Below are 26,531 nucleotides of genomic sequence, written 5' to 3' on the forward strand. Positions count from 1 at the left end.
CGCTCGCGCGCTCGCGGCGCCAGCCCGTCGGCCGGCGCCCGGCTGGACGATTTCGCGCGACTGACCGGCCGCGCGAGCGCCCCTGACAGCGGCGGCGGCATCGACACGCTGCTGCGCAACGTCATCGGCCCCTTCGTCGTGCCGGCGGCCAAGCCCGAGAAGGCGAGTCTGTTGAACACGCTGGACGCCGCGATTGCCGACGGCATGCGTGCCGTGCTGCACCAGGCCGACTTCCAGGCCACCGAGTCGCTGTGGCGCGGCGTGGACTTCCTGCTGCGCCGCCTCGAGACCGGGCCGATGCTGCAGGTGCACCTGATCGACATCAGCGCCGAGGAGTTCGCCGCCGACCTCAGCGCCAGCGACGACCTGAGCGACAGCGGCCTGTACCGCCTGCTGGTGAGCAAGCCCGCCGAGGCCAAGGACGGCGGCTACACCTACGTCGCCGGCCTCTACCAGTTCGAGGCCACGCCGCCGCACACCGAGCTGCTGGGCCGCATGGCCAAGGTCGCCGCAGCGGCCGGTGCGACCTTCTTCACCGCGATGGCCGTGGACGAGCTCAGCAACCCGCGCGTGCCGCCGCACCCGCTGGTGGTGGACGCCTTCGCCGCGCTGCGCGGCCTGCCGGAGTCCAAGCGCCTGGCCCTGCTCGGCCCGCGCTTCCTGATGCGCCACCCCTACGGCAAGCGCAGCGATCCGATCTCATCCTTCGCCTTCGAGGAATTCACGATGGCCGACGGCCTGGGCGGGCTGCTGTGGGGTCACCCGGCGCTGCTGGCACTGACAGTGCTGGCCGGCCAGAACGGCGCGCCCAACGTCAACGACCTGCCCTTCCACCACTTCGTCGATGCCGACGGCGACAGCACGGCCCTGCCCTGCACCGAGCGTTTCATTTCCTCGATGGTGGCGACCGAACTGGGCCGCTACGGCATCAAGGCGCTGATGGCGCACAAGGGCGAGCCGCTGGTGCAGCTCACCGGCCCGGACACCGTGGCGGGTGTCTTCACGCCGCCGGCCGCCGGCGCCGCCAAGCCGGGCGCGCGCATGGGCGTGGAGCTGGCTGTGCGCAGCAAGCTGGCCGAGCCCGTCCAGCGGCCAGGGCGCAAGGGCGCCGCCAATGCCGAACCAGAGGCCTCGGAAGAATCGGCTGCGGATGCCGAGGCCCAGGCCGATACCACCACCACCGCCACCTCATCAGACAGCCCGGACGACAGCAGCGACCTGGACGCTCTGCTCGCCGGCTTGAATTCGGACGACGCCGCGCCCGCACCCGAACCAGCGGCATCGGACAGCGACGACCTCGATGCGCTGCTCGCGAGCCTGAACGACGACAGCCCGGCGGCCGAATCTGCCGCCGCAGACAGCGAATCCGATGTGGATGCGGAACTGGAAGCGCTGTTGAAGTCACTGAGTTGATCGCAAGGGCAGTGATGACCCCGACGCTCGGAGTCAGCACGCCAGACACGCGCCGCAACGCACTCATCGAAGCTCCCGACGCAGCATGACGCCGATGCCGGGAGCCTCGGCCACTCTTTTCAATCAACCGCCTACTAGGGGGAATGATGGCTCAGGTCAATCTGCCGCAGACGCTTGGCGTCGCTTACTGGGACAAGCAGAAATCCGCGCTGGCCAAGGCCGCGAAAGCCCCGGCCACCAAGTTGCCGGACGCGCTCAAGGAACTCACCAAGCAGCATCTCGCGCTCGACTGGGATGCCTACGGCACCGACAAGCTCAAGACCGCCGATGACGCCAAGGCCCGCGCCGCCGAGCTCGATGCGGCCGTCAAGGGCAAGATCAAGGCGCTGCTGAGCCAGGCGCAGGCGGTGGAGACCGCGGCGACCAGCTTCGAGAGCGAAGCGAAGAAGGACAAGGCCTTCCCCAAGGAGCCGCTCACGGCGGCAGCGGCCATCGTCAAGGCGGCCAAGGAGTACCGTGCCGACGTGGACACGGCCGTCACGGCGGCCCGCAAGGCGCTGGACGCCAAGATGCAGGAGCTGGCCGCGCAGAAGTCCGCCAGCGGCCCGAGCAGCGCCGTCATCGCCAAGCAGACCAAGCTGCTGAAGAGCAAGCTGCTGACGGCCATCGCCCTGCTGCGCAAGCCCCAGCCCAACGCACGGCCGATGCGGTTCGTGATCGTGCTGGGCAAGACCAGCGCCAGCCTGGCCCTGGCCTATGCGGTCGGCCCGGCGCAGGAAAAGCTCCTCAAGGGCCTGATGCCCGGCGAAGCGCCCTTCAAGATCCTGAAGGACATGAAGGCCGTCGTGGTGTGGGAGAAGAACGCCCTCACCTTCGTCAGTGACCGCCTGGCCGGCACCACCCTCAAGAAGGTGCAGCTCTGGCTCAAGAAGCTGCTCAAGCTCAACCTGAAGATGCGGGTGCGCAAGTCGACCGGCGAGGTCGAGGAGACCGAAGGCGAGGACATCCCCGAACACCTGCTCAAGGCCGATCCGGCCGATGCCGCGGACGACCTCGGCCGCGAGGAGTTCGTGGAACGCATGGCCGCGCTGGATGCCGACATCAAGGCCGGCCTGCGCGGCCCCTCGGCGGCGCGCATCAAGGAGCTGATGGCCGAGATCGCCAAGCTGACCAAGGCCGACAAGTATGGCGATGCCGACGCCGAGCTCGACGAGATCGAGGCCCTGCTTGCCGGCGGCGAGGATGAAGAGGCCGACGAGCAGGAGGACGAGCAGGACGCGGACGCGTCGACCGAGAAGGCGTCTGGCGGCGCGCAGGCCAGCTTCATGAAGCGCTTCGCTGGCCTGCAGGCGGGCATCAAGGCCGAGCTGGCCGGCGCAGACGCCGCCCGCCTCAAGGAGCTGGTGGCCGGCATCACCCAGCTGTCCAAGGCCGGCAAATTCGCCGACTCGGAGAAGGTGCTCGACGCGATCGAAGTGCTGCTGAAGAAGGGCAGCGGCGGCAGCCCAGGCTCTGGCAAGAGTGCCGCCCAGGCCATGGACGAATGGAAGACCCGCCGCGCGGCCGCAGTGAACTCGCTCAAGTCGGTCGCCACCAAGGTGGCCAATGCCAAGCATGCCAGCTCCGCCAAGGCCATCATCGAGCTGCAGGCGGTGATCAAGAACCTGACGGCCGAGCCGGCCACGCTGCAGCAGGTCAACGAGCTGCAGCGCTGGCTGGCCGACGACGACGTCGTCGCCGATGTGTGCGAGCTGGCCGAAGACATCCGCACGCCGCTGCTGGGCGCCCTGAGCCAGCTGCGCACGGCCATCACGGCCTGAACGCCTCCATCCAACGGATCACAGGAACTCAGTCATGGGAAAGACCAATCTCCGCGAAGTGCTCGAAGCCATCGGCTCGACCAAGGACGGGATGACCGAGGAGAAGGATGCTGTCGCGCTGCTGGACATGCACCTGAAGGAAGTGCAGGGCTGCCAGCACACCGACGCTCTGGAAGACCTCGTCAAGGTTCGCGACGGCGCCAAGCGCGCGCTGGACATCACCTTCAAGGTGCGCACCGACAGCCAGTTGGCCCGCTCGCACGCCGAGCCGCTGGTGCAAGCGCTGGCGCCGCTGGAGCGGCTGATCGAGCGGCTGCAGAAGGAGGCGCCAAAGGAGGCGCCGAAAGGCCCCAAGGCGCAGGCGCCCGTCAAAGGCAGCGAGCCCAAGGGCAAGGACGCTCCCGTGCCGGAGGTGCTGCCGCCGGCACTCAAGAATGTCCAGGAAGCCATGGAAAAGGGCGAACTGGCGGGCAAGCTGGCCGAACCCAAGTTCCGCGGCGAGGTGATGGACTACCTCGAGACCGTCAAGGGCAAGCCGACCGAGGGCATGAAGAAAGAGCTGCTGAACGCGCTGCGGTCAGCGCCGAAGACGGACACGGCGCTGCGCCAGAAGGTGTTCGAGAAGGCCTTCGCCTGCTCGCTGGACAGCGTCAAGACCGACGACAACGGGGAAGCGCCGGCACCCGTGCCACCGCACGTCCTCGACAAGGCCGTGGACATCCTGGCGACCTTCCCTGCCGAGCATCTGCCCGAGAAGTGGAAGCTCAACGCAGTACCGGGCAAGGGAACGTCCGGCACCTACATCCCGGAGACGCAGCTCGCCCAGTTCGACTTCGGCGAGGACGATGCCAATTTCGATCAGGACTACCTCAACGCGGTGGCTGGCGATCCGCTGGAGGGGACCAAGTGCTTCGATGTGATGGTGCGCCATGAACTCGGCCACGCCGTCCACGCGACCAAGAACGGCAAGGCGTTGACCGACTCCATGGACGGCGGCCAGTGGCGTGGCCACAAGACGCTGGCCGCCGTCGTTACGGAGCTGGACGACCTCGTCACGTCCCTGGCTGCGGAACTCAAGTCCAGGCTCGACATGGCCGACGACGCCAAGCCCGAGCTGCTGCGCTGGCTGAACACCGTGCAGGCGACCAAGCTGCAAGGCAATGACGTCGGACTGAAGCAGGACTTCGCGACCGCCACCTTCGAATTCTTCGGCCCCAAGTCCGAGGCCATGAAGAAGGTTGCGGCCCGCGGGCAGAAGATGACTGTGTTGAAGGACGCGCTCGACCTGGGCCAGGCCTTCTTCAAGGTCGTCCGCCAGGGCATCCAGCCCAACGCCTTCTTCAGCCTCGGCCCCGATCCCGTGGCGCACAACGGCCGCGTCTATCTGGATTCCGGCCTGGGCGACGACGGCTGGGTGAGCTTCGCCGCCCCCACGCGCAAGAAGATGGTCTCGATGTACCAGTACCGCGCCCCCGGCGAATGGTTTGCGGAGTTCTATGCCACCGTGAACAACGGCAATGCCGACGTTCGCAAGAAGGGCAAGTCAGCCTACCCCGCCGCCTATTCCTGGATGCAGGAAAAGGGCATGCTGGTCTACAAGGATTGAAGCCGCGCCCGGCGGGACATCGACGATGACGCCTGCACCGGATGAGGGGCCAGCAGCCCAGCTGCTGCAGCTGTTCGCCGTGCCGCTGGCGCTGGTGGAAGGCGTGCTGGACGAGGCCGCCAACGCCGAGCTGGCGGAATGGATCCTGCTGGAGCGCGAGCTTGGCGAAGGCGTGCAACGCAGCGTCGTCGGCGGCTGGCATTCCAGGGCGGATCTGCCGGCACGGCGCGTGCAGCCCCTGGACGCCTTCTTCGGCACGCTCATCGAACAGGTGCGCGGCGTCCATGCCCGCGTCGGCAGCGGCGTGGACTACGAAGCCCGCTTCATGCTGCAGGCTTGGGCGACGGTGCTCGAACGCGGGCACTATGTGCAGGTCCACGATCACGTGGATGCGCACTGGTCGGCCGTGTACTACGTCGACGCGGGCGACTGCGACGACACCGCGTCGGGCCGCATCAGCTGGATCAATCCGATCGGCTCGCACCGCTCCATGCCGGGCGCGGAGCTGATCCCGACGACCTTCAGCGTCACACCTCGCACCGGCTTGCTGGCCATCTTCCCCGGCTGGCTGAGGCACTCGGTGGAGCCCTACCAAGGCGACCGGCCGCGCATCGTCATCGCGGCCAACATCGAAGTGCAGCGCCGCGCGCGGTAGGCAGCCGGGGAACTTCCGGACCGGCGCAGTCACACATGGCGGCGCCTTGCATGCGCATCGCCGCTGCCATTTCATTCCGACTGAGACACCACCATGGTCAAGAAGACGATCACCATCACCGAGGACATCCCGGGTACGGACGATCTCAAGCCACCCAAGCTGGAGGCCACCTACGAATTCGAGAGTGGCAGCGACGAGGCCCATGAGCGAGTCAAGTTCGACTACATCGCCAAGAACTTCGAAGCCGAGATGCGCAAGAAGTTCAAGAAGCAGATCGAGGGCTTTGCGCTGCCGTTGAGTTCCATGCAAAAGGAAATCGACGCGATGAAGAAGGCCTACAACGACATGACCACGGAGACCGACCCGCTCAAGCTCGTGGAGCAGATCAAGGCGGCGTCGGGCAGCAAGAAGTCGCTCGACACCAAGATCAAGGAATACAACGACTACCTCAAGGACGCGGTCAAGAACACCATCGAGCAGCAGATCCTGGTCTGGGCCGAGAAGATCGAGAAAGATGCCGAGGTCGAGGCCAAGAAGAAGATCAAGAGCGACATCCGCTGGAAGAAGTTCCGCCACGTGGCCGGCGCCGTCATCAAGGGCGTGCTGATCCTCGGCGCCGCCGCCGCCGCCATTGCACTGACCATCGTCACCTTTGGCGCCGCGGCGCCTGCCATCGCCGCGCTGGGTGTCGCCTTCGCCAGCCTCGGCGGGCTGACCGCCCTGGTCAAGGTTGGCCGGGACATCAAGGGCAAGTACGACCTGGAAAAGCGCGCCCTGGCCAATCTGGAGGCCGATCTGAAGGTCATCCAGACCCACCTGGGCAGCATCGCCAACAAGACGGCCGGCCTGCCCAAGCATCTGGACGATGCTTCCCGCATGTGCACCGAGCGCCGCGGCATGATCCAGGCCACCCGCGCCGTGCTGGACAAGCTCGCCGTGAAGGCCCGGGAAGCCCAGGACAAGATGGAGGTGGTCAAGGCGGCCGGCGACTTCAAGGGCATCACCAAGCAGGCCGCCGTGCTGAAGAAGCTGCACGACGAGCAAACCAAGGCGCAGACCGCCATCGAACAGGCCCAGCAGCGCGACAAGGAGTTCGAGGCCTTCATCGACAAGGCCCGCGGCGTCGTCGGCGACCTTGAGAAGATCCCGGTCCTGGCCCCGCGCACCCTCCTTGAGACCGTGAAGCAGTACGCCAACATGGACACGCTGATCAATGGCGCCGACCTGATCAGCTCGGTCGGCGGCTCTGCGGCCGGCCTGAAGGGCGCCGTGAAGTAAGGCTGCTGCCCCGGCCCTACTTGCGCACGTTGTCCAGGTCGGGCGGCGGCGTATAGCCCAGGTCGCGGGCACGCGCCTCGAACTGCGACGCCAGCAGCGGCTGGCCGGTGTTGCGGAAATGCAGGGCCAGCTCGTAGCTGGCAATGCCGTTGCCCAGGGCCACGGCGAACTGCATCCAGCCCTCGTAGCGCGATTGCGCGGCCGAGGAGCCATAGCCGCCAGTGTTCTGACCACGAACGCGCCAGGCCATGCGCGCGGCGGCGTCCTTGTCGCCGCGGCCGCAGCGCAGCAGATCCTGGCGCTGCTCGGCGGGCATGTCCGGGTTGAAGGAAAAGGCCGAGCGGTACAAGCGCACGTCGCTGCGCTGCAGTGCCTTGAGCGCACTGCGCGCGCCGTCACGTGCCACCTGCACGCCAGGTGCGAAGGGACTCTCGGGCCGGGCCTTCAGGAAGTCCTCGGCCACCTGCACCACTTCGGCGGGCCAGGCCAGTTGCTCGAGCTTCTTCAGCACCGCGTCCTCATCGATGTCGGGCGCCGCGGGCGCCACGGCACCTGCGCGCTTGGGCTCCACGTTCAGGCGCACGCGGGTGTGGTCGGCGATGAAGGGGTCCTGGGCCAATTGACGGATGGCGGCCACCGGGTGGTTGAGCATGGTCTCGCGCACGTCGCTGCGCACCAGTTGCATCAGCTCGGGGAAGGTCGTCTGGTCGGACACGCTGCCCATCAGCTTGACCAGCGACCCGGTGTAGAAGGTGTTCTGCGTCTCGACGGCCGGCGCGATGGCCGGCTTGCCGGCCCCGGTGGAGAAGGTGATGAGGCAGCCCGGCGGCGCCTCGACCTGGTTCAGGCCCACCAGCTCGCCGGCACGCAGGCCGGTGCGGCAGGCATCGACGACGGCAATGATCATGCCCTCGCGGCGCGCGGGCAGGCGGCGCACGACGTCACTGAGCAGCTGCATGCTGCTGTTTTGCAGCAGCTCGCCCTTGGCCGAGGGGTTGAGCCCGGCGGGCAGCAGCAGGTTGGACGCGTCCACCTGCACGCCGTGGCCGCTGAAGTAGAAGAACACGGTCGCATCCGCCGGGCTGGCGGCGGCTTCGGCGATGAAGACTTCCAGCGCACGGCGCGCTGCCGGCAGGTCCAGGTCCAGCGCCGACGTGACCTTGAAACCGCGCCGCTCCAGCACGGCCTCCAGGTCGCGCAGGTTCTTCGGAATCGGCGGCAGGTCGAAGGGCTGGGGATAGTTGCGGTTGCCCAGCAGCAGCGCCAGGCGGATCTCGGTGCTCGGCAGCTGAGAGTCCGCGGCGGCCCGCGCGACGGGCCGCACGGCCAGTCCTGCGCCGAGCAACGAGCCCCACAGGAAGCGGCGGCGCGCGAGGCGGGGGGACATAGGGGGTTCGGACTGCACGGTCATGGGCTCGCAGGCTTGCAGCTCAGCGCAGGCTGGGCGGCGGGGTCGCACAGTTCGGGCGGCTTGGCGCCCTCGCTGCCTTGGGTTGACGGCCGGCCGGGGCCGACCTCGGCGATGACGCCGGAACGCAAGCGCACCGTCACGTTCTCGGTGCGCACGGTCTCCTGGAAGCGGGCACGGCGGGCGTCCTCGGCGTCGCCATTGATGGAAGACAGGGCTCCAGAGGCCGCCGGCGTCAGCGGCAGGACTCCGTTATAGACCACCGGGATCTCCGTTGCCTGACTGGCCCCATCATGGAAGAAGCGATAGGCCGTGCCGCCGGTGGTGGGCTGGCTGCCAACCTCGGGGCCGATCAGCACGACCGCTGTCGAGCCTTGCGCACCGGCCTTGGGCAGCACGGTCAGATAGCCGGCGTTCGGTCCCGTCGTGCGGCTCCCCGTTGCAGTGGAACCCACCTCGATGCGGATGGGCTGGCCGTTGACGGCGCCAAAGCTGCCGGGCGTGCCGAAGGCGCCGGGCGCCAGCTCCAGCACCATGCCCGGTGCCGACAAGGCCCTGCCGAGCACGATCTCGTCGAACGGCATGCGGGCCACCAGCTTGGCGTCGCCGGCCGTGGCGAGCTGGTCGGCGCGGATGTAGATCAGGTCGGCCTCGATGCCGCTGCCCCCCACCCCCACCTGCTGGCCGGACACGCGCACCTCGGACTGCACGGCCTGGCCGCCCTTGGCATTCGGCGCCCAGGCGGAGTTGTAGTTCGCGCCGCTGAGCGCCGAGAGCTGGCCCTTGAAGCTGTTGGCATCCTGGGCCAGCAGCACCGAGCCGCCACCGGCGGCCTGCACCGACAGGGAGGCACCCTCGGCGACCGTGATGGCGCTCGCGCTGCCCTGCTGCACGGTCGCCTCGGCCACCGCCAGCGGCTGGCCGGCGACCGGCACCTGGGCCGTGCCCTGCAGCGTGGCCTTGGCGTCGTCAGGCGCGGCCTGGGCCACCAGCGCGAGGCTGCCGCCCGTGAGTTGCAGCTTGCCGTTGATGGCCAGGCGCCCCGCCTCGATGCGGCCGCCGCTCGACAGGGTCACGTCGCCCAGTTGCAGGCTGTCCTTGGCGGCCACCAGGGCCTGGCCGCCGCTCAGGCCCAGCGACGCGCTGCCGAACTGGTTGCTGCTGCGGCTGGCGTCGATCAGCGTGCCGGTGAGCGTCAGCCCGGCCGCATTGGCCAGGGTCAGGCTGCCGGTGTAGACCTGCTCGGCCCGCGTCGTCAGGTTGCCGGCCAGGCGCACGCTGCCGGCGGCCTGCAGCGAGGCGATGGTCTCGGCGCCCCCCAGTTGCAGTTGGGCGCCGGCGGCCACCTGCACCGCGCTGGCGTCGGACAGGCGCTCGGCCGCCGTCGTGATGAGGCTGCCGCCCAGTACCTGGGTGGCGCCGCTGTAGCTGTTGCCGGCGCTGCCCAGCGTCACCTGGCCCTGGGTGACGACGAGACTGCCGCGGCCGATGATGGCCTGGTCCAGCGCCAGCGCGTCGCCGCGCGACAGCCGCAATTCGCCCTGGTTCTGGATCTCGCCCGAACCCAGGGCGCCATTGCCGCTCAGCTGGAGGGTGCCGGCCTCGATGACGGTGGCGCCGCTGTTGCGGTGCGCGGCCGTCAGCGTCAGCATGCCGGCGCCCTGCTTGACCAGGCCACCGCTGCCGCTGACGACACCGTCGAAGCGGCCGTCGGCGCCATCGGCGCCGGCCGCCAGGGAAGCGCCGTTCAGCACCAGGTTGCCGCCACCGTTCAGCGAGGCCACCGTCTGGCGCGCATTGGCCTGCACCTGCCCCGGCGTCTCGATGACGAGAGCGCTGGCCGCCGCCAGGGTTTGTTCCGCATCCAGCACCAGGCTGCCGCCGTCGACCCGCGTGGCACCGGAGTAGAGGTTGGCGCCGCCCAGCGTCAGCGTGCCGCTGCCCGCCTTGCTCAGGCCGCCATCGCCGCCGATGACGCCGTCGAAGCGGCTGCTGCGGCCGCTGGCGCCCAGGACCAGCGTGTTGGCATTGAGCTGCACCTGGCCGGCACCGCTCAGCGCACCAAGGTCGACGTCGGTCAGCAACTCCAGCGTCGCACCGTCGGCCACGTTGACGCCAGCCGAGGTCGGCACGACCGGCGCTGTTGCTGCGCCGGCGGCCAAGGGTTTGACAGCGCCGGCGCCTTCGAGCTGCAGCGTGCCGGCATTGGCCTGCAGGTCGCCCGCCAGCGTGTTGTGACCGGCCAGCGTGAAGACGCCGGTGCCGAGCTTGGCCAGGCCGCCGCTGCCGATGATGGCGCCATCCCAGCGCGTACTGCCGCCATTGCTGCCGACGCCGAGCAGCGCCGCCTGCACGTCCACCGTGCCGGCGCCGGCGAGCGAGCCGAGGTTGAGGCTTTGCTGCACCGTCAGCGTGGCGTTCGCGTCCACGCTCACGGCCGTGACGTCGTTCAGCGCGGTGCTGCTCGCCAGCACCAATTCACCCGCCGCCACGCGCGTCGCGCCGGTGTGGGCGCCGCTGCCGCCCAGCACGAAGCGGCCGCTGCCCAGCTTGGTCAGGCCGCCGCTGCCGGTGAGGCTGCCCGAAAAGCTCGTGTTCGTGCCATCCAGGCCCGTGCCCAGTGTGAAGCTGCCGAGCTCGACGCGGCCCGCGCCGGCGAGCGAACCGATGGCTTGGTCCTTGCCCAGGGCCAACAGCGCACCGCTGGCGATCTGCACCGCGCTTGCCGAGGGCAGCTCACCGGTGACGCGCAGGGTGCCGGAGGCGATGTCGGTCATGCCCCCGTAGTGATTGCTGCCGGCCAGCGTCAGTGTGCCGCTGCTGGCCAGGCGCAGGCCGAAGCCGGCACCGCCGTCGACTATTGAGCCGCTGATCGTCAGCCCGCCGGTGCCAGGCAGGAACTCCGTCACGGCCGCCTTCAGCGTCACGGCACCGGCCAGCGTGCCAGCACCCGAGGTGTTGATCACGCGCCCGCCATTGGCCACCAGCTCCGCGCTCATGACGGCACCGTCGCGCAGATCGAGCTGGCCTGTGCCTTCGAGTTGCACCGCACCGCTGCCGGCCTGGGCCGAGGGCCCCGACAGCACCACGGTGCCCGAGTTGATGCGCGTGCCGCCGCTGTAGCTCTGCGCCGTCGTCGTCGTCAGGCTGCCGCTGCCGCCCATGACCAGTTCACCGCTGCCCGACAGCGGGCCCACCAGGCTGATGGCGCCGGGCCCGCCGAGTTCGAGCCGGGTCGAGACATTGCTCGCGTTGACGCTGTAGTCGGCCGCGCTGACAAGGCTGGCGATGCCGGCGCTATCGATCGCGAAGCGCGCCAGGCTGTTGTCGGGCCGGGTCAGCGTGACATTGCCGCTGCCAGCCTTGATGGTCGCGAGACCCGCGACCGTCAGCGCGCCGCTTTGCGTGACGGCAGCGCCGGTCGCCGCGGTGTCCACGCCCAAGCTGCCGTAGCTGCCGCCACCGAGGTCCAGCGCGCCGGCCGACGTGACTTCGAGCTGGGCGGCGTCGCCCGTGACCTTGAGACCGTCATGGCGCGCGGCGTCACCATCGCGCAGTTGCACCTGTCCGAGGCTGGCGCCGGCCTGGGCCTTGAGCTCCACACGGTTGAGGTCGTTGCCCGCGCCATGGGTGGCCAGGTCGACGGGCACGGCCGCGCCGTTGGCGATCAGCGTCGTCAGGCCGCTCACCTGCAGCGGCCCGGTCAGCAGAATGCCCTTGGCCGCCGCGGCGCTGAGGCTGTCGCTGTGGCCGCCGCCCAGCGTCAGCAGGCCGCCGCTGCTGAGCGTAAGCGTCTTCACATCGCCGCTGAACGTCAGGTCCAGCGCGCTGCTGATGTCGGCGCTGGCGAAGCTGCCGCCGTTCACTCCGCGCATGCTGACCGTACCGAGCAACTGGTTGCCGGGCTGGTTCAGCACGAGATTCACGAGGCTGCCGTCGGCGATGAAATCGCTCGAGCCTGCGACAAACAGCGCACCGGTCTGGGTGAGGGTCGTTCCCCGGATCAGTGCCGTCAGATCGCCACTGACGCGGCCGGCCCCCAGCGAGATGTCGCCGCCGGCGCCCAGCTTGAGATCGCGCGTTGTGAAGCTGCCCAGGCGCAACGCGCCGCTGGCCACGAGGCTCACATCGCCGCCCAGCAGATGGATCGGGCCACCGAAGGCATTGGCGGCCTCGTTGAGCTGGATGGCGGCGCTGCCTGCGTCCAGTGTCGACGCGCCGGCGATGCTGAGGCCGCCAGCGACCTGGCCGATCGCGCCCCCGCCGCTGCTCGCTTTCAACTCGCCGCCGACCGTGCCGCTACCAAGCCGCAACACACCATTCGAGGCGACCGTCAGGTCGCCCACGTCCAGCAGGCCGAGACTGAGCGGGCCACTGTTGATGAGCAGGGTGTTGCCGCCGGTAAGGTTGATGACTGTGCCGGCAAAGGCGTTGCCGGCCTGGCCGAGGCTGATGGCCGCGGCGCCAGCGTCCAGCGTGACTGCGCCGCTGACCGCGAGCGAACCGGTCTGGGTCAGTAGCCCGCGGCTGACCGCCTTCAGCTCGCCGCCAATCCGGCCGCCGCCGAGGTTCAGCGCGCCGGCCACCTCCAGCGTCAGGGGACCGGTCGCGACGCTGCCCAGACTTAGGTCGCCGGCATTGCTCAGGGCCGTCGTGCCACCAGTCAGATTCACGAGGCCGCCCAGTTGGTTGGCCGCTTCTGTCAGCGTGATGTCGCCCGCTGCCTGCAGCGTGCTGCCGCCCGCCACGGCGAGGCCGCCCGCCATCTGAGTGATCGTGGCGCCTCGTGCGCTCAGCGCGCCGCTCAGGTTGCCGGTGCCCAGGATGATGCCGCCGTTGCTGCTCGCGTCCAGGCTGCGCAGAGCCAATGTGCCGAGGCTGAGGCCGGGCAGGCTGAACAGCGTCGCGTCGCGGGCGGCGAGGTTGATGACGCCGAGGAACTGATTGCCGGCGTGGGGCAGCGCGATGTCCGCGCCACCGGCGTTGAGCGTGGCCATGCCACCGAACTGCAGTGCGCCAGATTGCGTGATGGCGTTGCCGCCGCTGCTTGCGAGCAGGGCACCGCCGATCACGCCCTGGCCCAGGTTGAGGGCACCGGCCGAATTCACGCTCAGGCTGTCTGTGGCGATATCGCCCAGGGTCAGCGCGCCGGCGGCGGTGATTTGCACTGTGCCGCCGCCGAGCTGCACCAGGCCGCCCCAGTCGTTGTCGGGGCGGATCAACGTGATCGCGCCGCCGCCAGCCTTCAGCGTCGCCGGGCCGCTGACCGCCAGAGCGCCGCTCTGCGTGAAGGCTGCGCCGGTGGCGCTCGTGTCAGCCATCAGACTGCCGTAGCGGCCGCCGCCCAAGTCCAGCGCACCGGCTGAGGTGATCTCCAGGCTGGTCGCGTCGCCCAGCAACTGCAGGCCGTCGTGCCGGCTGCCGTCGCCATCGCGCAGCTGCACACGGCCGAGACTACCGCCGGCCTGGGTCTGCAACTGCACGCGGTTCAGGTCGTTGCCAGCATGGACCATGTCGACTGGCATGACCGTGCCGCCCTGGGCGATCAGGGTCGTCAGGCCGCTGACCTGCAGCGCGCCGGTTTGCACGATGCCGCTGTGGGCCGCGGCCGTCAGCGTCGTGCTCCGGCCACCGCCAAGGGTCAGCAGGCCGCCGCTGCTGAGCTTCAGCGTCTGAACATCGCCGCTGAAGCTCAGGTCCAGCGCGCTGCTGATGTCGGCGCTGGCGAAGCTGCCGCCATTTACTCCGCGCATGGCGATGCCGCCCAGCAACTGGTTGCCCGGCTGGTCCAGCACCAGAGTGGCCAGGCCGCCATCGGCGACGAAGTTGGCCACACCGTTGACCGTCAGCGCCGCGGACTGGCTGATCCTGCTGCCACGCGTGGTGGCCGTGAGCTCGCCATTCACGGTGCCGCCACCGAGGTCGAGGTCGCCACCGGCGCTGGCCTTGAGGTCATGCACCGCGAAGCTGCCCAGGTGCAGGGCGCCGCTGTTGGCCAGGGTCACATCGCCCCCCACCAGGCTGACCGCGCCGGCAAAGGCATTGCCCGCCTCGGCAAGATCGATGTTGCCGCTGCCGGTACTCAGCGTGGACGCCCCGCTGACCGCCAGGCCGCCGGAGGCCTGCGTGATGGCCGCACCGCCGGCATTGAGGTTGCCCCCCACCGTGCCTGTCCCCAGGCGCAGCGCGCCGGAGGCCGACGCCGTCAGCCCGCCCACATTGAGGCTGCCCAGGCTCAGCGCGCCGGCACCCGTGATGACGGTGGTGCCGCCACGCAGGTCGACGCTGCCGGCGAAGGCATTGCCGGCCTGGCCGAGCGAGATGCCGGCACTGCCCGCATTCAGGCTGGTGCCGCCGCTCACTGACAGGGCACCCGACTGGCTGATGGCGCCGCTGCTGACGGCTGTGAGGATGCCGCCAACGACCCCGCTGCCAAGGTCCAGCGTGCCGGCCGCGTTGAGCGTCAGGCCGGCGGTGGCCAGCGTGCCCAGGCGCAGGCCGCCGGCGTTCGTGACCGCGCTGGCACTGCCACTCAGGCTGACGACGCCGTTGAGGTGATTGGCCGCATCGGTCAGCGTGATGCCTGTCGTCGCCTGCAGCGTCGCGTTGCCGGCGACGGTAAGGCCGCCGGCGATCTGCGTGATGGCGCCGCCGAGGGCGCGCGCGGTCAACGCGCCGCTGAGCGTGCCGCTACCCAGCGTGATGCTGCCTTTGCTGGTGGCATCCAGGCTGTTGAAGCTCAGCGTGCCGAAGCTCAGGCTGGGCTGGTTGAAGAGGGTCACCGCATTGCCGGTCAGGCTCAGCGCGCCGAGGAACTGGTTGCCGGCGTTGGCCAGCGTGATGTTGCCGCTGCCGGAGGTGAAGGCGGCGGAGCCGGTCACGTGCAGCGCGCCGGACTGGCTGATGGCGCCATTGCCGCTGTTGGCCACGAGGTTGCCCGTGACATTGCCCTGGCCCAGGTTCAGCGGGCCGGCAGCGCCCACCGTGAGGTCACCGGTGGTCAACGGCCCCAAGGTCAGGCCGGCCGCGGTTTTCACCTGCGTGACGCCGCCCTTGAGCGTGACCAGGCCGCCGAGCTGGTTGCTGGTGTTGTTGAGGGTGATGGCGGCGCTGCCCGCATCCACGTTCAAGGCGCCGGTCAGGCTGAGCGGCGCGCTCTGGGTCACATCGCCACCGGCTTTCAGCACGAGGGAGTGGATGCTGACTGCGCCGAGGTCGACGGCACTGGTGTCGGTGAGGCGCACGTCGCGGCCGGTCAGCGCCACGGCGCCCGTCCAGCTGTTGGCCGCGTCGTCCAGCGTGATGTCGGCCGTGCCCGCATTGATGCTGGAAGTGCCACTGACGCTCAAGCCGCCAGCGGCCTGCGTGACGACGCCGTTGCCGCTGGTGGCACTCAGGTTGCCGGCAACAGTGCCGTGGCCCAGGTTCAGGGCGCCGGTGCTGTTGGCTGTGAGCGCGCCGGTGTCCAGCGTGCCCAGCGTCAGCGCGTTGGTGGTGCGCAGCTGCGTGGCGCCACCCTTCAGCGTGACCACGCCACCGAGCTGGTTGCCGGTGTTGGCCAGGGTGATGGCCGCGCTGCCCGCGTCCACACCCAGGGCGCCGGTCAGGGCTATGGTCGTGCCCGCGCCCTGGCTGACGGCGCCGCCCGTCGTCAGCGTCAGCGAGGTGGCATTGACATGGCCCAGCGTGACAGCACTGCTGCCGGTGAGCACGGCATTCCTGCCGGTCAGCGCGACCGCGCCGGTCCAGCTGTTGGCCAGATCGCCCAGCGTGATGTCGGCGCCGCCGGCGTTGAGGGTTGCGGTGCCGGTGACGCTCAAGCCGCCAGCAGCCTGCGTGACGGCACCGCTGCTGGTGGCGCTGAGGGCGCCGCCGATGCTGCCCGTGCCAAAGCCCAGTGCGCCGCCAGCCAGGATCTGCAGCGAGCCGGTCGCCAGGCTGCCCAGCCCCAGCGCGCCCTGGCTCCTGATCTGGGTGGTACCGCCGGTCAGCGAGACCAGGCCAGTGAACTGGTTGGTCGCCGCGTCCAGCGTGATGGCCTGGCCGCCGGCATCGAAGCTGCTCGTGCCCGCGGCGCTGATGCGGCCGCCGGTCTGGTTGATGACACCGCTGGTGCTGGTCACGGCGAGGGCACCGGTGGCCGTGATGTCATGCGCCAGCGTGGCCGACTGGCCCTTGAGCGTCACAGCACCGCCCTTGAGCGTGCCGAAGGTGCTGAACACGCCGCCGCTGGACAGGGTCAAGGCCTCGGTGCCGGTGTCGATATTGCTCGTGCCGGCAGGCAGGATGAGGGTGCCGCCCGCCTCCAGCTCCAGGCCCTTGTTGGGCTGCTGGGCCAGCGCGAAGAGGTTGAGGTTGTTGGCGCTGCGCAGTGACACCGCGCCGCCCGTGGCGGTGATGGCGCCCTGCAGATCGTTGCTGGCCTGGTTCAGCGTGATGTCCGCCGCGCCGGCGTTCAGCGTCGTCGCACCGGTCAGCGTCAGGCCACCGGTCTGCGTGATCGCGCCGCCGTTGCTCGTCGCGTTCAGCGTGCCGGCGACGCTGCCCTGGCCGAGGCCGAGGTTGCCGGTCGAGGTGACCGTCAGGTCGCCGGTGTTCAACGTGCTCAGCGCCAGCGCGGCACTGTCCGTCACGCCGGTGACGCCGCCGCTCAGGCTGACGGCGCCGCTGAAATGGTTGCCCGGCTGGTTCAGGCTGATGACCGAGCTACCGGCCGAGACCGCCGTCGTGCCGGTGACGAGCAGGCTGCCGCCGGTCTGGTTGACGTCTCCGCTGGCCGTCGTCAGCTTCAGCGTGCCGCTGGCCGTGATGTTCTGGCCCAGGCTGAGACCGGTCTGGGCCGCCAGGTCGATGTTGTGCCCGGCCAGCGTGCCGCCCATGGTGAAGCTGCCGCCGCTGGTCAGCGTGAGGTCGGCGGTGCCGGTGTTGATGTTGGCGACCGGGCCAAGGATGAGGTTGGCACCGGCAGACAACGTCAATGCGCGGTTGGCAGGCTGGGTCAGGCCGAGGATCTCAAGGTCGCCGCCCGAGTGCAGGTCCAGCGAGTTGCCGACCAGGTTCAGGCCATGCCACTGGTTGCTGGTGTTGGGCAGGCTGATGTCGCCGCTGGTGGTGGCGTCCAGCGTCGCAATGCCGCTGACCAATAGCGCGCCGGTCTGGCTGAGGGTGCCGCCGTGGCTGCTGGCATTCAGTGTGCCGTTGATGCTGCCTTGCCCCAGGTTCAGCGCACCGCCGGCCGTGATGCTGACGGTCAGGTCGCCGGTGTTCAGCGTGCCCAGCGTCAACGGGTTGCCGCCGCCGTTGCCCAGCGTCGTGGTGCCGCTGGTGGTGAGGCTGACCGCGCCCTGCAGGTTGTTGGCAGACGTCAGCGTGATGTTGCCGCTGCCGTTGCTCAGGCCGCTGGTGCCGGTCACCGTCAGCGCGCCGCCCTGCGTGATCGCGCCGGTGCCTGTCGTCGCCGCGCTGAGGTTGCCGGTGACCGTGCCGCTGCCCAGGCCCAGATTGGCATTGCTGGTGGAGACGGTCAGGGCGTGGGTGTTCAACGTGCCCAGCACCAGCGCGTTGCCGTTGCCATTGGCGATCTGCGTCGTGCCGGTGGTGGTGATGCCGACGGCGCCCTGCAGGTTGTTGGCCGAGGTCAGCGTGATGCTGCCGCTACCGTTGCCCAAGGCCGTGGTGCCCGTCACCGTCAGCACACCGCCCTGCGTGATGGCGCCGGTGCCGGTGGTGGTGGCGCTGAGGTTGCCGGTGACGGTGCCGCTGCCCAGGCCGAGATTGGCATTGCTGGTGCTGACCGTCAGGGCGCGAGTGCTGAGCGTGCCCAGGGTCAGCGCGTTGCCGCTGGCATTGCTGAGCTGCGTGGTGCCCGTCGTCGTGACGCTGACCGCACCTTGCAGGTTGTTGCCCGACGTCAGGTTGACGTTGCCGCTGCCGTTGCTGAGGCCGCTGCTGCCGGTCACTGTCAGCGCGCCGCTCTGGGTGATGGTGCCGCTGCCCGTCGTCGTGGCGCTCAGGGTGCCGGCCACCGTGCCGCTGCCCAGGTCGATGTCGGCATTGCTGGTGCTGACCGTCAGCGCGCCGGTGTTCAGCGTGCCCAGGGCGAGGGCCTTGCCGCTGCCGTTGACGACCTGACTGCTGCCCGTGCTGGTGAGGCTGACCGCGCCCTGCAGGTCGTTGGCCGCCGCCAGCGTGATGCCGCCGCTGCCGCTGCTGAGGCCGCTGGTGCCGGTCACCGTCAACACACCGCTCTGCGTGATGGCGCCGGTGCCGGTCGTCGTCGCGCCGAGGTTGCCGCTGATGGTGCCGCTGCCCAGGCCCAGGTTGGCGCCGCTGGTGTTGACCGTCAGGTCGCGCACGCTCAGCGTCCCCAGGGTCAGGGCCTTGCCGTTGCCATTGCTGATCTGCGTGGTGCCGGTCGTCGTGACGCTGACGGCCCCCTGCAGATCGTTGGCCGAGGTCAGCGTGATATCGCCGCTGCCATTGCTGAGGCTGCTGGTGCCCGTCACCGTCAGCGCGCCGCTCTGCGTGAGCGTGCCGTTGTTCGTCGTCGTCGCGCTGAGGTTGCCGCCGACGGTGCCGCTGCCCAGCACCAGGTCGGCATGGTTGGCGCTGACGGTCAGCACGCCGGTGTTCAGCGTGCCCAGGGTCAGGGTGTTGCCATTGGCATTGCTGAGCTGGGTGGCGCCGGTGCTGGTGATGCTGACCGCGCCCTGGAAGTCGTTTCCGGCCGTGGTCAGCGTGATATTGCCGCTGCCATTGCTGAGGGCCGTCACGCCCGTCACCGTCAGCGCGCCGCCTTGCGTGAGGGTGCCGGTGCCCGTCGTCGTCGCGCTGAGGGCGCCGGTGACCGTGCCGCTGCCCAGGGCCAGGGCGGCGCCGCTGGTGCTGACGGTCAGCGCGCGCGTGCTCAGCGTGCCCAAGGTCAGCGCATTGCCGCTGCCATTGGCGATCTGCGTCGTGCCGGTGGTCGTGATGTCGACCGCACCTTGCAGATTGTTGGCCGAGGCCAGCGTGATATTGCCGCTGCCGTTGCTGAGGTCGCTCGTGCCGGTCACCGTCAGCGCCCCGGTCTGTGTGAGCGTGCCGCTGCCTGTCGTCGTCGCGCTGAGGTTGCCGGTGACGGTGCCGCCGCCCAGGTCCAGATTGGCGCCGCTGGTGCTGACGGTGAGCGCATGGGTGCTCAATGTGCCCAGGGTCAGCGCCTTGCCATTGCCATTGCCGAGTTGGGTCGTGCCGGTGCTGGTGATGCTGACCGCGCCCTGAAGGTCGTTGGCCGAGGTCAGCGTGATGTTGCCGCTGCCATTGCTCAAGGCCGACGTGCCGGTCACCGTCAGTGCGCCGCTCTGCGTCAGCGTGCCGGTGCCCGTCGTCGCTGCACTGAGGTTGCCGCCAACCGAGCCGCTACCGAGGTCCAGATTGGCATTGCTGGTGCTGACGGTCAGGCCGCCGGCGCTCAGCGCGCCCAGGGACAAGTCCTTGCCGCTGCCATTGACGAGTTGCGCATTGCCGGTGGTGGTGACGCTCACCAGCCCCCGCAGGTCGTTGCCCGAGGCCAGCGTGATGTTGCCGCTGCCGTTGCTCAAGGCCGTGGTGCCGGTCACCGTCAGCGCGCCACCCTGGGTGAGGGTGCCGGTGCCGGTCGTCGTCGCACTGAGGTTTCCGGTGACCGTGCCGCTGCCCAGGTTCAGGTTTGCTGCTGTGGCGCTGGCGGTGAGGGCATGGGTGTTCAGCGCACCCAGGGTCAGTGCGTTGCCGCTACCGTTGCTGACCTGGCCGACACCGGTGGTCGTCAGGCTGACCGCGCCCTGCAGGTTGTTGCTGGCCGCCGTCAGCGTGATGCTGCCGGACCCCGTGGTGACGCCCGTCGTGCCGGTCACGGTCAGCGCGCCGGCCTGCGTGATCGCGCCGCCGCCGCTGGTGGTGATGCCGACATTGCCCGTGACCGTGCCGGTCGGCAGGACGACGTCGCCGCCTGCGCTGCTGACGGTCAGCCCTGCGCTTGTGACGCTGCCCAGTGCGATCATGCCCGCGCCCGAACTCGCCGCGGTGAGGCTGCCGCCGCCTGTATTGATGGTGCTGCCGGTGATGTCGCCACCGGCCTGCAGGACGACGTTGAGGGCACCTGCCCCCGCGCCGATGCTGCCGGCGCTGAAGCTGATGTTGCGCAAGGCGATCAGGTTCAGCGTGGCCGCGCCGGTAGGCACGATGGCGGCCTGGACGTCGATGTCGCCATGTTGGCCGTTGGTGCCCAAGGCCAGGGTCTGCACCGTCACCGACGTGCCGCCGGACAGCGCATTGTTGAGGGCGCCAACGTCGACCACGGCGGCATCGTCCGTGCTGGCGAAATTCGGCGCCGCGCCAACGTTGGTGTTGGTGCCGCTGTTGGCCTTGATGACCACGTCGTTGGGGTCGAGCAGCCACTGGCCCGACCGCCCCAGCGGTGCGCCGGCGTCAACGCGGCCGAGCAGGTTGAGCTGCTGGCGGCCCGAGGTCTCGACCATGCCGCCATTGCCCCCCAGACGCCCGCCGCGGGCCCAGATGCTGCCGAGCATGTCGGTGCGTCCGTCAGCCCAGACGGCGATGCGGCCGCCATCGCCCCGTTCGGTGGCATTGGCGCGCAGCTCAGCGCCGGCACCTATCCAGGTCTGCTCGGCGTTGTGCTCGGTGCCCCTGCCCTCGAAGCCGCCACCGACCTGCAGGCTGCCGCCGCCGAGGCGCCCGGACGCGTCCAGCCGGGCGCCGTCCAGCAGCGCGAGCTTCTGGCCCAGCACGGTGATGCTGCCGCCTCGTTCGCCGCTGGCGTCCAGGCCGCCGTTGACTGTGGTGATGCCGGCCGTGCCGCCGTCGATGACGATGTGCCCGCCCTGCTGGCTCAAGCCCCGCGCCTGCACGATGCCGTCCATGTTCAGCACCTGGCCGGCCGCGCCGCCGCGAGCCTGGGCGCGCAGCTCGGCGCTGCCGTCGGCCTGCACGCGGCCGTTGAACTTCAGCGCGACGTCGCGGTTGTCGTCGTTGCGCAGATTGAAGAGGACGAGGCCGTCGCCTTCCACATCCACCTGCACCGTGCTGGCTGCACCCAGCCCGACGCGCCGCGCCGCGATGCTGCCTCCAACGCTGAGCTGGGGGGCGACCAGCGCCACCGTGCCGCCCGGCGCGCTGATGCTGCCATCAGCCTGCAGCGCGCTGGCGCCCGCGCCCGCCGAGAAGCGGTAGTTGCCGGCGATGAAGGCGGTGTCGGACAGGTCCAGCGTGGACGCGACGAGACCGCCGACATCCACCTGCGATCCCCGCCCGAAGACGATGCCGCGCGGGTTGATCAGGAAGACCCGGCCGTTGGCCTGCATCTGGCCGAGGATCAGGGACGGGTCGCCACCGACGACACGATTGAGCAGCACCGAATTGACGCTGGGCTGTTGGATACGCAGGCCCTCGCCCGCGGCGATGGAGAAGCTCTGCCAGTTGACGATGGCCTTGTCGCTGCCCTGCTGGATCAGGCCCGGGCGAATTGCAACCTGTCCCTGCACGACCTGGGCGCCTTGAGGCAGCGCATGGGCAGCCGGATAGGCTGCGGCAAGGCACAGAGCAAGGGCGAGGGGTTGCAGGCGCCACATCAGAAGCTCCACGATCCCTGGGCATACAGGCGCAGCTTGCTCGACTGGCTTTCGGTGCTGGCATGGCCGTGCGTGGGCGTGGCCAGGCTCATGCGGAAGGCATACGCGTTGCCGCGCGCCCATACCAGGGACAGCCCCGCGCCGCCCAGCCAGGCGCGATTCACGTAGCCGGGCTCGCGCAGCACGAGGTTGGGATCGTGGCGGTAGCGGATGAAGGCGCCGTCGTAGAAGGCCGCCAGCACCAGCTCGCTGGCCCAGCGCCCGAACAGGCTGGCCGGCGGCAGCCAGCGCAGCTCCAGGCTGGCGACGGCGCCGCTGTCGCCCGTGCCTTCGCCCGGCGCATAGGCGCGCACGCCGTTCGGGCCACCGGCGCGGAACTGCTCGGTCGAGTCGAGGTTGGACAGGGCCCACTGGCCGCGCATCGTGAAATAGGCCAACAGCCGATTGCTCAGCACGTTCTGCAGCCGCGAGGCCGCGAAGCTGAGCTTGCGAAAGCTCGCCGCGTCGTCGCCACCGCTGGGCGCGCCGGCCGGGAAGTTGAGCCGGCCCTGCGCCAGGTTGAGCTCGAAGGTGTTGACGCTGCCGGTCAGCAGGCTGTCGCGAAAATCGCCGCTGACACCGACGCTGGCATCGTCCACATGCTTCTTCGTCGACAGGGCCGCGACCTTGTCGACATAGCGCTTGGCGTCCACCGCCCCGAGCGCAAACAGGTTGAGGTTGCGAGAGCGCACCCAGGGGTAGAGGGCGAAGAGGTTGAGCGTCGTGCCGGTGCCGTCCAGGCCGAGGGGGAATTCCTTCTTGTCGAGCTGGTAGCGCACCGCCGACAGCGACGCGCCGGCCTTGAAACCGTCGGCGCCGATGGGGCTGGTGTAGCCCAGCAGCGCAAACAGCAGGCCGCCGCCGGTGGAGGCCAGCACTGATGCCGACAGACCGTCGCCGCGGCCCAGCGGGCTGGCCATGACGACCTGGGCCCCCAGGCGCTGGGCACCGATGACCTTGGAGCCGTTGAGGTCGCCGTCGACGCTGCCGCTGTAGCGCGATTCGGCGCGCGGCGTGAATTCGAGGATGGCGGTGCCCGGCGCGCTGCCGGCCTTGACCTCGGCCCGCGTGACGATGCCGCGCAGGTCGTTGATGAGGAAGACGGTGCGCTCGACGGCGTCCACCGTCAGCACGTCGCCCGGCTTCAGGCGCGCCAGATAGGCCTCGACGACCTCACGGTCCACCGGCAGGCCCTCGCTCCAGTTCAGCACGACCCGGTCCAGCCGCCCCTCCAGCACGGCGATGCGCACCGTCTGGCCATCGAAGGTCTGCTCCGGGATGTAGGCGTAGCCGAGGTAAAGCCCCAGGTCGCGCTGCAGGAAGCGGGTCACCTCGTTGGCAGCGTTGACGAGATCCTCGAAGCCACGGTCCTTGCCGACGAAGGCAGCAGTCAATCGCGGCAGGGCCTCGCGCAGGGCGGCTGGGGCGTCGGGCGACAGGCTGTAGGCGGTGACGTCGATTTTGAGCTCGTCGTCGGGCTTGCCGAGCTCGCGCGTGACCTGCTGCGGACGCTCGGGCGGCGGCTCGGTGTTGCGAGCCTCGGGCGGGCGGGTCAGCTCGGCCGGCGTGGGCACCACCGGCGGCGTGCCGGCTGCCCAGCCCGAGGCGCATGCCAGCGTTTGCACAGCCAGCAGGCTGAGGCGCAAGGGCGAGCATCGGCGATGGCGGGGATCGAGCAGCAAGGTCGGGTCCGTAGCAGTGGCGGCGGGCATGACCTGGCGGTCGCACCCGTGGTGAGTCACGGCTCTGGCGTTTGAGTTCCGCGCGAGTCCCGTAAATGAGCGGATGCCGTCCGACAAGCGTGCTGCGCCGACCTGGGCACACTGGGTCCATGGCTGACTTGATCACCCGCCGCCCCGAGGGCCTGTATTGCGAGGCGGGCGGCTTTCATATCGACCCCTGGCGGCCGGTGGCGCGTGCCGTCATCACCCACGCCCATGCCGACCATTGCCGCGAGGGCCACGGCGCCTACCTCGCCCACAGCGACGCCGAAGGGCTGATGCGCTCCCGCATGGGTCCCGACATGGCCTTCCAGGGCCTGGCCTATGGCGAGCCGTTGCAACTGGGCGAGGTAACCGTCAGCCTGCACCCTGCCGGCCATGTGCTGGGCTCGGCCCAGGTGCGGGTGGAACACCGCGGCGAGGTCTGGGTCGTGTCGGGCGATTGCTTCGTCAGCGGCGCGGTGAATGCTGAGGGGGAGGCCAACACCACCTGCGCGCCCTTCGAGCCGGTGCGCTGCGATGTCTTCATCACCGAAGCCACCTTTGCCCTGCCGATCTACCGCTGGGCGCCGCAGACCGAGGTGCTGGCCGAGATGCGTGCGTGGTGGGCCGACTGCGCGGCCCAGGGCAAGCAGGCGCTGCTGATGGGCTACAGCCTGGGCAAGGCGCAGCGGCTGGTGGCGGGGCTGGCAACCGCGGACGCACCTGGGCCGGTGCTGGTGCATGCAGCGGTTGCGCGGCTGAACGAGGCCTATCGCGCGGCGGGCGTGGCCCTGCCGGAGGTGGAGACCGTGACGCCGGAAACGAACTTCAAGGCGCTGCGCGGCGCGCTCGTCATCGCACCGCCGGCCGTGCAGGACAGCCGCTGGGCCAAAGCGCTGGGGCCGCACAGCGACGCCTTTGCCAGCGGCTGGATGCGGTTGCGCGGCGCCCGCCGGCGCCGCAGCGTGGACCGCGGCTTCGTCTTCAGCGACCACGCGGACTGGCCAGGGCTGCTGTCGGCCATTCAATCGACCGGCGCCCAGCGCGTCATCGTCACGCATGGCGACGAAGGCGCGCTGGTGCGCTATCTGAGTGAACTGGGCTTGCAGGCCGAGGCCTTTGCGACCGAGTACGGCGACGAGACGCATGGCGTGGAGGCGGCGCAATGAAGCGCTTTGTCGCCCTCTACCTCGCCATCGACGCCAGCACGTCCACACTGGCCAAGGTGGCGGCATTGAAACGCTACCTGGCCGACGCGCCCGCGCGTGATGCGGCCTGGGCCGTCTATCTGCTGGCCGGCGGCACGCCGCGCCGAGCGGTGCCCACGAGCGAGCTGCGAGCGCTGGCCTGCGAGGCGGCGGGTTTGCCGGAGTGGCTGTTCGAGGCCGGCTATGCCGTCACCGGCGACCTGGCGGAGGCCATCGCTTACGTGCTTCCCGACCCGCAGGACAAGCTCGACGAGCCGCTGGCCGACTGGATGGAGCAGCGCATCCTGCCGCTGCGTGCGCTCGACGCAGCGGCGCGACGCGAGGCCGTGTTGAGCGCGTGGCAGGGCCTGTCGGCGGACGAGCGCTTCATGTTCGTCAAGCTGGTGGGCGGGGGCTTTCGCGTCGGTGTCAGCAAGCTGCTGGTGCAGCGGGCGCTGGCCGAGTGGTCTGGGGCCGACGCGGCCGGCATCGCGCAGCGCATGATGGGCTACACCCAGATCGACACGCCGCCGACGGCCGCGCGCTTCCAGGCGCTGCTGGCCGAGGACACAAGCGGCTCTCGTGGCGGCCAGCCCTACCCCTTCTTCCTGGCGCATGCGCTGCCCGGCGAACCGGCGGCGCTTGGCGAGCGCAGCGACTGGCTGGCGGAATGGAAGTACGACGGCATCCGGGCCCAGGTGGTCAAGCGCGACGGCCAGGTGTGGATCTGGTCGCGCGGCGAGGAGCTGGTGACGGAACGCTTTCCGGAGGTGGTGCTGGAAGCGAGCACCTGGCCGGACGGCACCGTCGTCGATGGCGAGTTGCTGGCCTGGCGGCACGGCGAGGCGGAGCCGGCGCCCTTCGCGCTGCTGCAAAAGCGCATCGGCCGCACCAAGCTGTCCAAGGCCATCCTGGCCGAGGCGCCGGTGCGGCTGCTGGCGTACGACCTGCTGGAGAGCGAGGGCGCGGACCGTCGCCAGGAGCCCATGCATGTGCGCCGTGCGCGGCTGGAGCGACTCGGCATCGCGACCTCTCCGCTGGTGGACGCGGGCGATTGGCCCGGCCTCGCCTCGGCCCGCGAGCAGTCGCGCGACAAGCGCGTCGAGGGGCTGATGCTGAAGCACCGGGAGTCGGCCTATGGCATCGGCCGCACCGTCGGCGCTTGGTGGAAGTGGAAGGTCGCACCGCTGAGCGTGGATGCCGTGTTGATCTACGCCCAGGCCGGCCATGGCCGCCGTGCCAACCTCTATACCGACTACAGCTTTGCCGTCTGGAATCGCGCGCCGCGGGATGCGGCGGAGGCCGAGGCCGCGCTCGATTCGACAGGCGGCGAGCTGATGCTGGTGCCGTTTGCGAAGGCCTACTCGGGGCTGACCGACGAGGAGATCAAGCGAGTGGATCGAGAGATCCGCAAGACGACCGTGGAGAAGTTCGGCCCGGTGCGGAGGGTTCGGCCAACGATGGTGTTCGAGTTGGGGTTCGAAGGCATCCAGGCGAGCACGCGGCACAAGAGCGGCATCGCGGTGCGGTTTCCGCGCATGCTGCGGATTCGGGAGGACAAGCCGTTGTGGGAGGCGGATACGTTGGAGTCGCTGAGGGAGTTGATGGAGGTGGTGAGTTGATGTGGGTTGCTTTTGCGGAGCGAGTGTCCTCTCGCTGCATTGCCGGGAGTCCGTCCCGGCAGCCGGGTAACTTTCTTCTGCGGGGCCAGAAGAAAGTCACCAAAGAAGAGGCCCTGAACCGCACACCAGCACCACATGCACGAGCTGCGCCGTGCAACAGCCACTCGTTGACCGGGAAGACGCGACCCGC

10 protein-coding genes are annotated in these 26,531 nt (G+C 69.7%); 7 read left to right on the forward strand and 3 right to left on the reverse strand.

Annotation, left to right across the window (positions count from 1 at the left end; all coding sequences use genetic code 11):
• The 5 genes from AC1DW0_RS28500 to AC1DW0_RS28520 all read left to right on the forward strand — a co-directional run.
• Positions 1-1,413, forward strand: a 1,413-nt coding sequence (locus tag AC1DW0_RS28500) for a type VI secretion system contractile sheath domain-containing protein (protein ID WP_477949415.1), incomplete at its 5' end; no start/stop codon positions are given.
• A 143-nt stretch (positions 1,414-1,556) separates the two neighbouring features.
• Entirely contained in the window at positions 1,557-3,233 is a 1,677-nt protein-coding gene (locus AC1DW0_RS28505) for a hypothetical protein (RefSeq protein WP_477949417.1), read from the forward strand.
• 34 nt (positions 3,234-3,267) lie between these two features.
• Positions 3,268-4,839 carry a hypothetical protein gene (locus AC1DW0_RS28510; protein ID WP_477949419.1) on the forward strand — a complete coding sequence of 524 codons (1,572 nt, stop codon included), beginning with the start codon at positions 3,268-3,270 and terminating at the stop codon, positions 4,837-4,839.
• A 25-nt stretch (positions 4,840-4,864) separates the two neighbouring features.
• The gene (locus AC1DW0_RS28515) at positions 4,865-5,494 is read left to right on the forward strand and encodes a putative 2OG-Fe(II) oxygenase (protein ID WP_477949421.1); all 630 of its coding nucleotides are present in this window, start codon (positions 4,865-4,867) and stop codon (positions 5,492-5,494) included.
• A gap of 93 nt (positions 5,495-5,587) precedes the next feature.
• The gene (locus AC1DW0_RS28520) at positions 5,588-6,772 is read left to right on the forward strand and encodes a hypothetical protein (RefSeq protein ID WP_457322326.1); all 1,185 of its coding nucleotides are present in this window, start codon (positions 5,588-5,590) and stop codon (positions 6,770-6,772) included.
• Between the two features lie 16 nt (positions 6,773-6,788).
• Here the strand turns inward: AC1DW0_RS28520 and AC1DW0_RS28525 are convergent, their stop codons facing one another.
• Genes AC1DW0_RS28525 through AC1DW0_RS28535 form a run of 3 tightly spaced genes read right to left on the reverse strand, consistent with a single transcriptional unit; the run spans position 6,789 to position 23,511 of the window.
• On the reverse strand, positions 6,789-8,159 hold the full coding sequence (locus tag AC1DW0_RS28525) for a caspase family protein (protein WP_457322324.1): 1,371 nt from the start codon (positions 8,157-8,159) through the stop codon (positions 6,789-6,791).
• 20 nt (positions 8,160-8,179) lie between these two features.
• Positions 8,180-21,790, reverse strand: coding sequence for a two-partner secretion domain-containing protein (locus AC1DW0_RS28530; RefSeq protein ID WP_477949423.1), 13,611 nt, complete (start codon positions 21,788-21,790; stop codon positions 8,180-8,182).
• Complete coding sequence (locus AC1DW0_RS28535; protein WP_477949425.1) at positions 21,790-23,511, reverse strand: ShlB/FhaC/HecB family hemolysin secretion/activation protein; 1,722 nt, start codon at positions 23,509-23,511, stop codon at positions 21,790-21,792. Before AC1DW0_RS28535 ends, AC1DW0_RS28530 begins: the two co-directional genes overlap by 1 nt.
• 149 nt (positions 23,512-23,660) lie before the next feature.
• Here AC1DW0_RS28535 and AC1DW0_RS28540 point away from each other — a divergent pair, with 149 nt between their 5' ends.
• Entirely contained in the window at positions 23,661-24,701 is a 1,041-nt protein-coding gene (locus tag AC1DW0_RS28540; protein WP_477949427.1) for a ligase-associated DNA damage response exonuclease, read from the forward strand.
• A complete protein-coding gene (locus AC1DW0_RS28545; RefSeq protein ID WP_477949429.1) occupies positions 24,698-26,341 on the forward strand; it encodes an ATP-dependent DNA ligase in 1,644 nt (547 codons plus the stop codon). Before AC1DW0_RS28540 ends, AC1DW0_RS28545 begins: the two co-directional genes overlap by 4 nt.
• The last annotated feature ends 190 nt before the right edge of the window (positions 26,342-26,531 follow it).

The organism is Roseateles sp. P4_D2 (assembly GCF_056401875.1).

Excerpts from the sequence above, each read along its gene's own strand:
- AC1DW0_RS28505 (WP_477949417.1), top strand. The coding sequence starts at position 1,557 with ATGATGGCTCAGGTCAATCTGCCGCAGACGCTTGGCGTCGCTTACTGG.
- AC1DW0_RS28510 (WP_477949419.1), top strand. The coding sequence starts at position 3,268 with ATGGGAAAGACCAATCTCCGCGAAGTGCTCGAAGCCATCGGCTCGACC.
- AC1DW0_RS28515 (WP_477949421.1), top strand. The coding sequence starts at position 4,865 with ATGACGCCTGCACCGGATGAGGGGCCAGCAGCCCAGCTGCTGCAGCTG.
- AC1DW0_RS28520 (WP_457322326.1), top strand. The coding sequence starts at position 5,588 with ATGGTCAAGAAGACGATCACCATCACCGAGGACATCCCGGGTACGGAC.
- AC1DW0_RS28525 (WP_457322324.1), bottom strand. The coding sequence starts at position 8,159 with ATGTCCCCCCGCCTCGCGCGCCGCCGCTTCCTGTGGGGCTCGTTGCTC.
- AC1DW0_RS28530 (WP_477949423.1), bottom strand. The coding sequence starts at position 21,790 with ATGTGGCGCCTGCAACCCCTCGCCCTTGCTCTGTGCCTTGCCGCAGCC.
- AC1DW0_RS28540 (WP_477949427.1), top strand. The coding sequence starts at position 23,661 with ATGGCTGACTTGATCACCCGCCGCCCCGAGGGCCTGTATTGCGAGGCG.
- AC1DW0_RS28545 (WP_477949429.1), top strand. The coding sequence starts at position 24,698 with ATGAAGCGCTTTGTCGCCCTCTACCTCGCCATCGACGCCAGCACGTCC.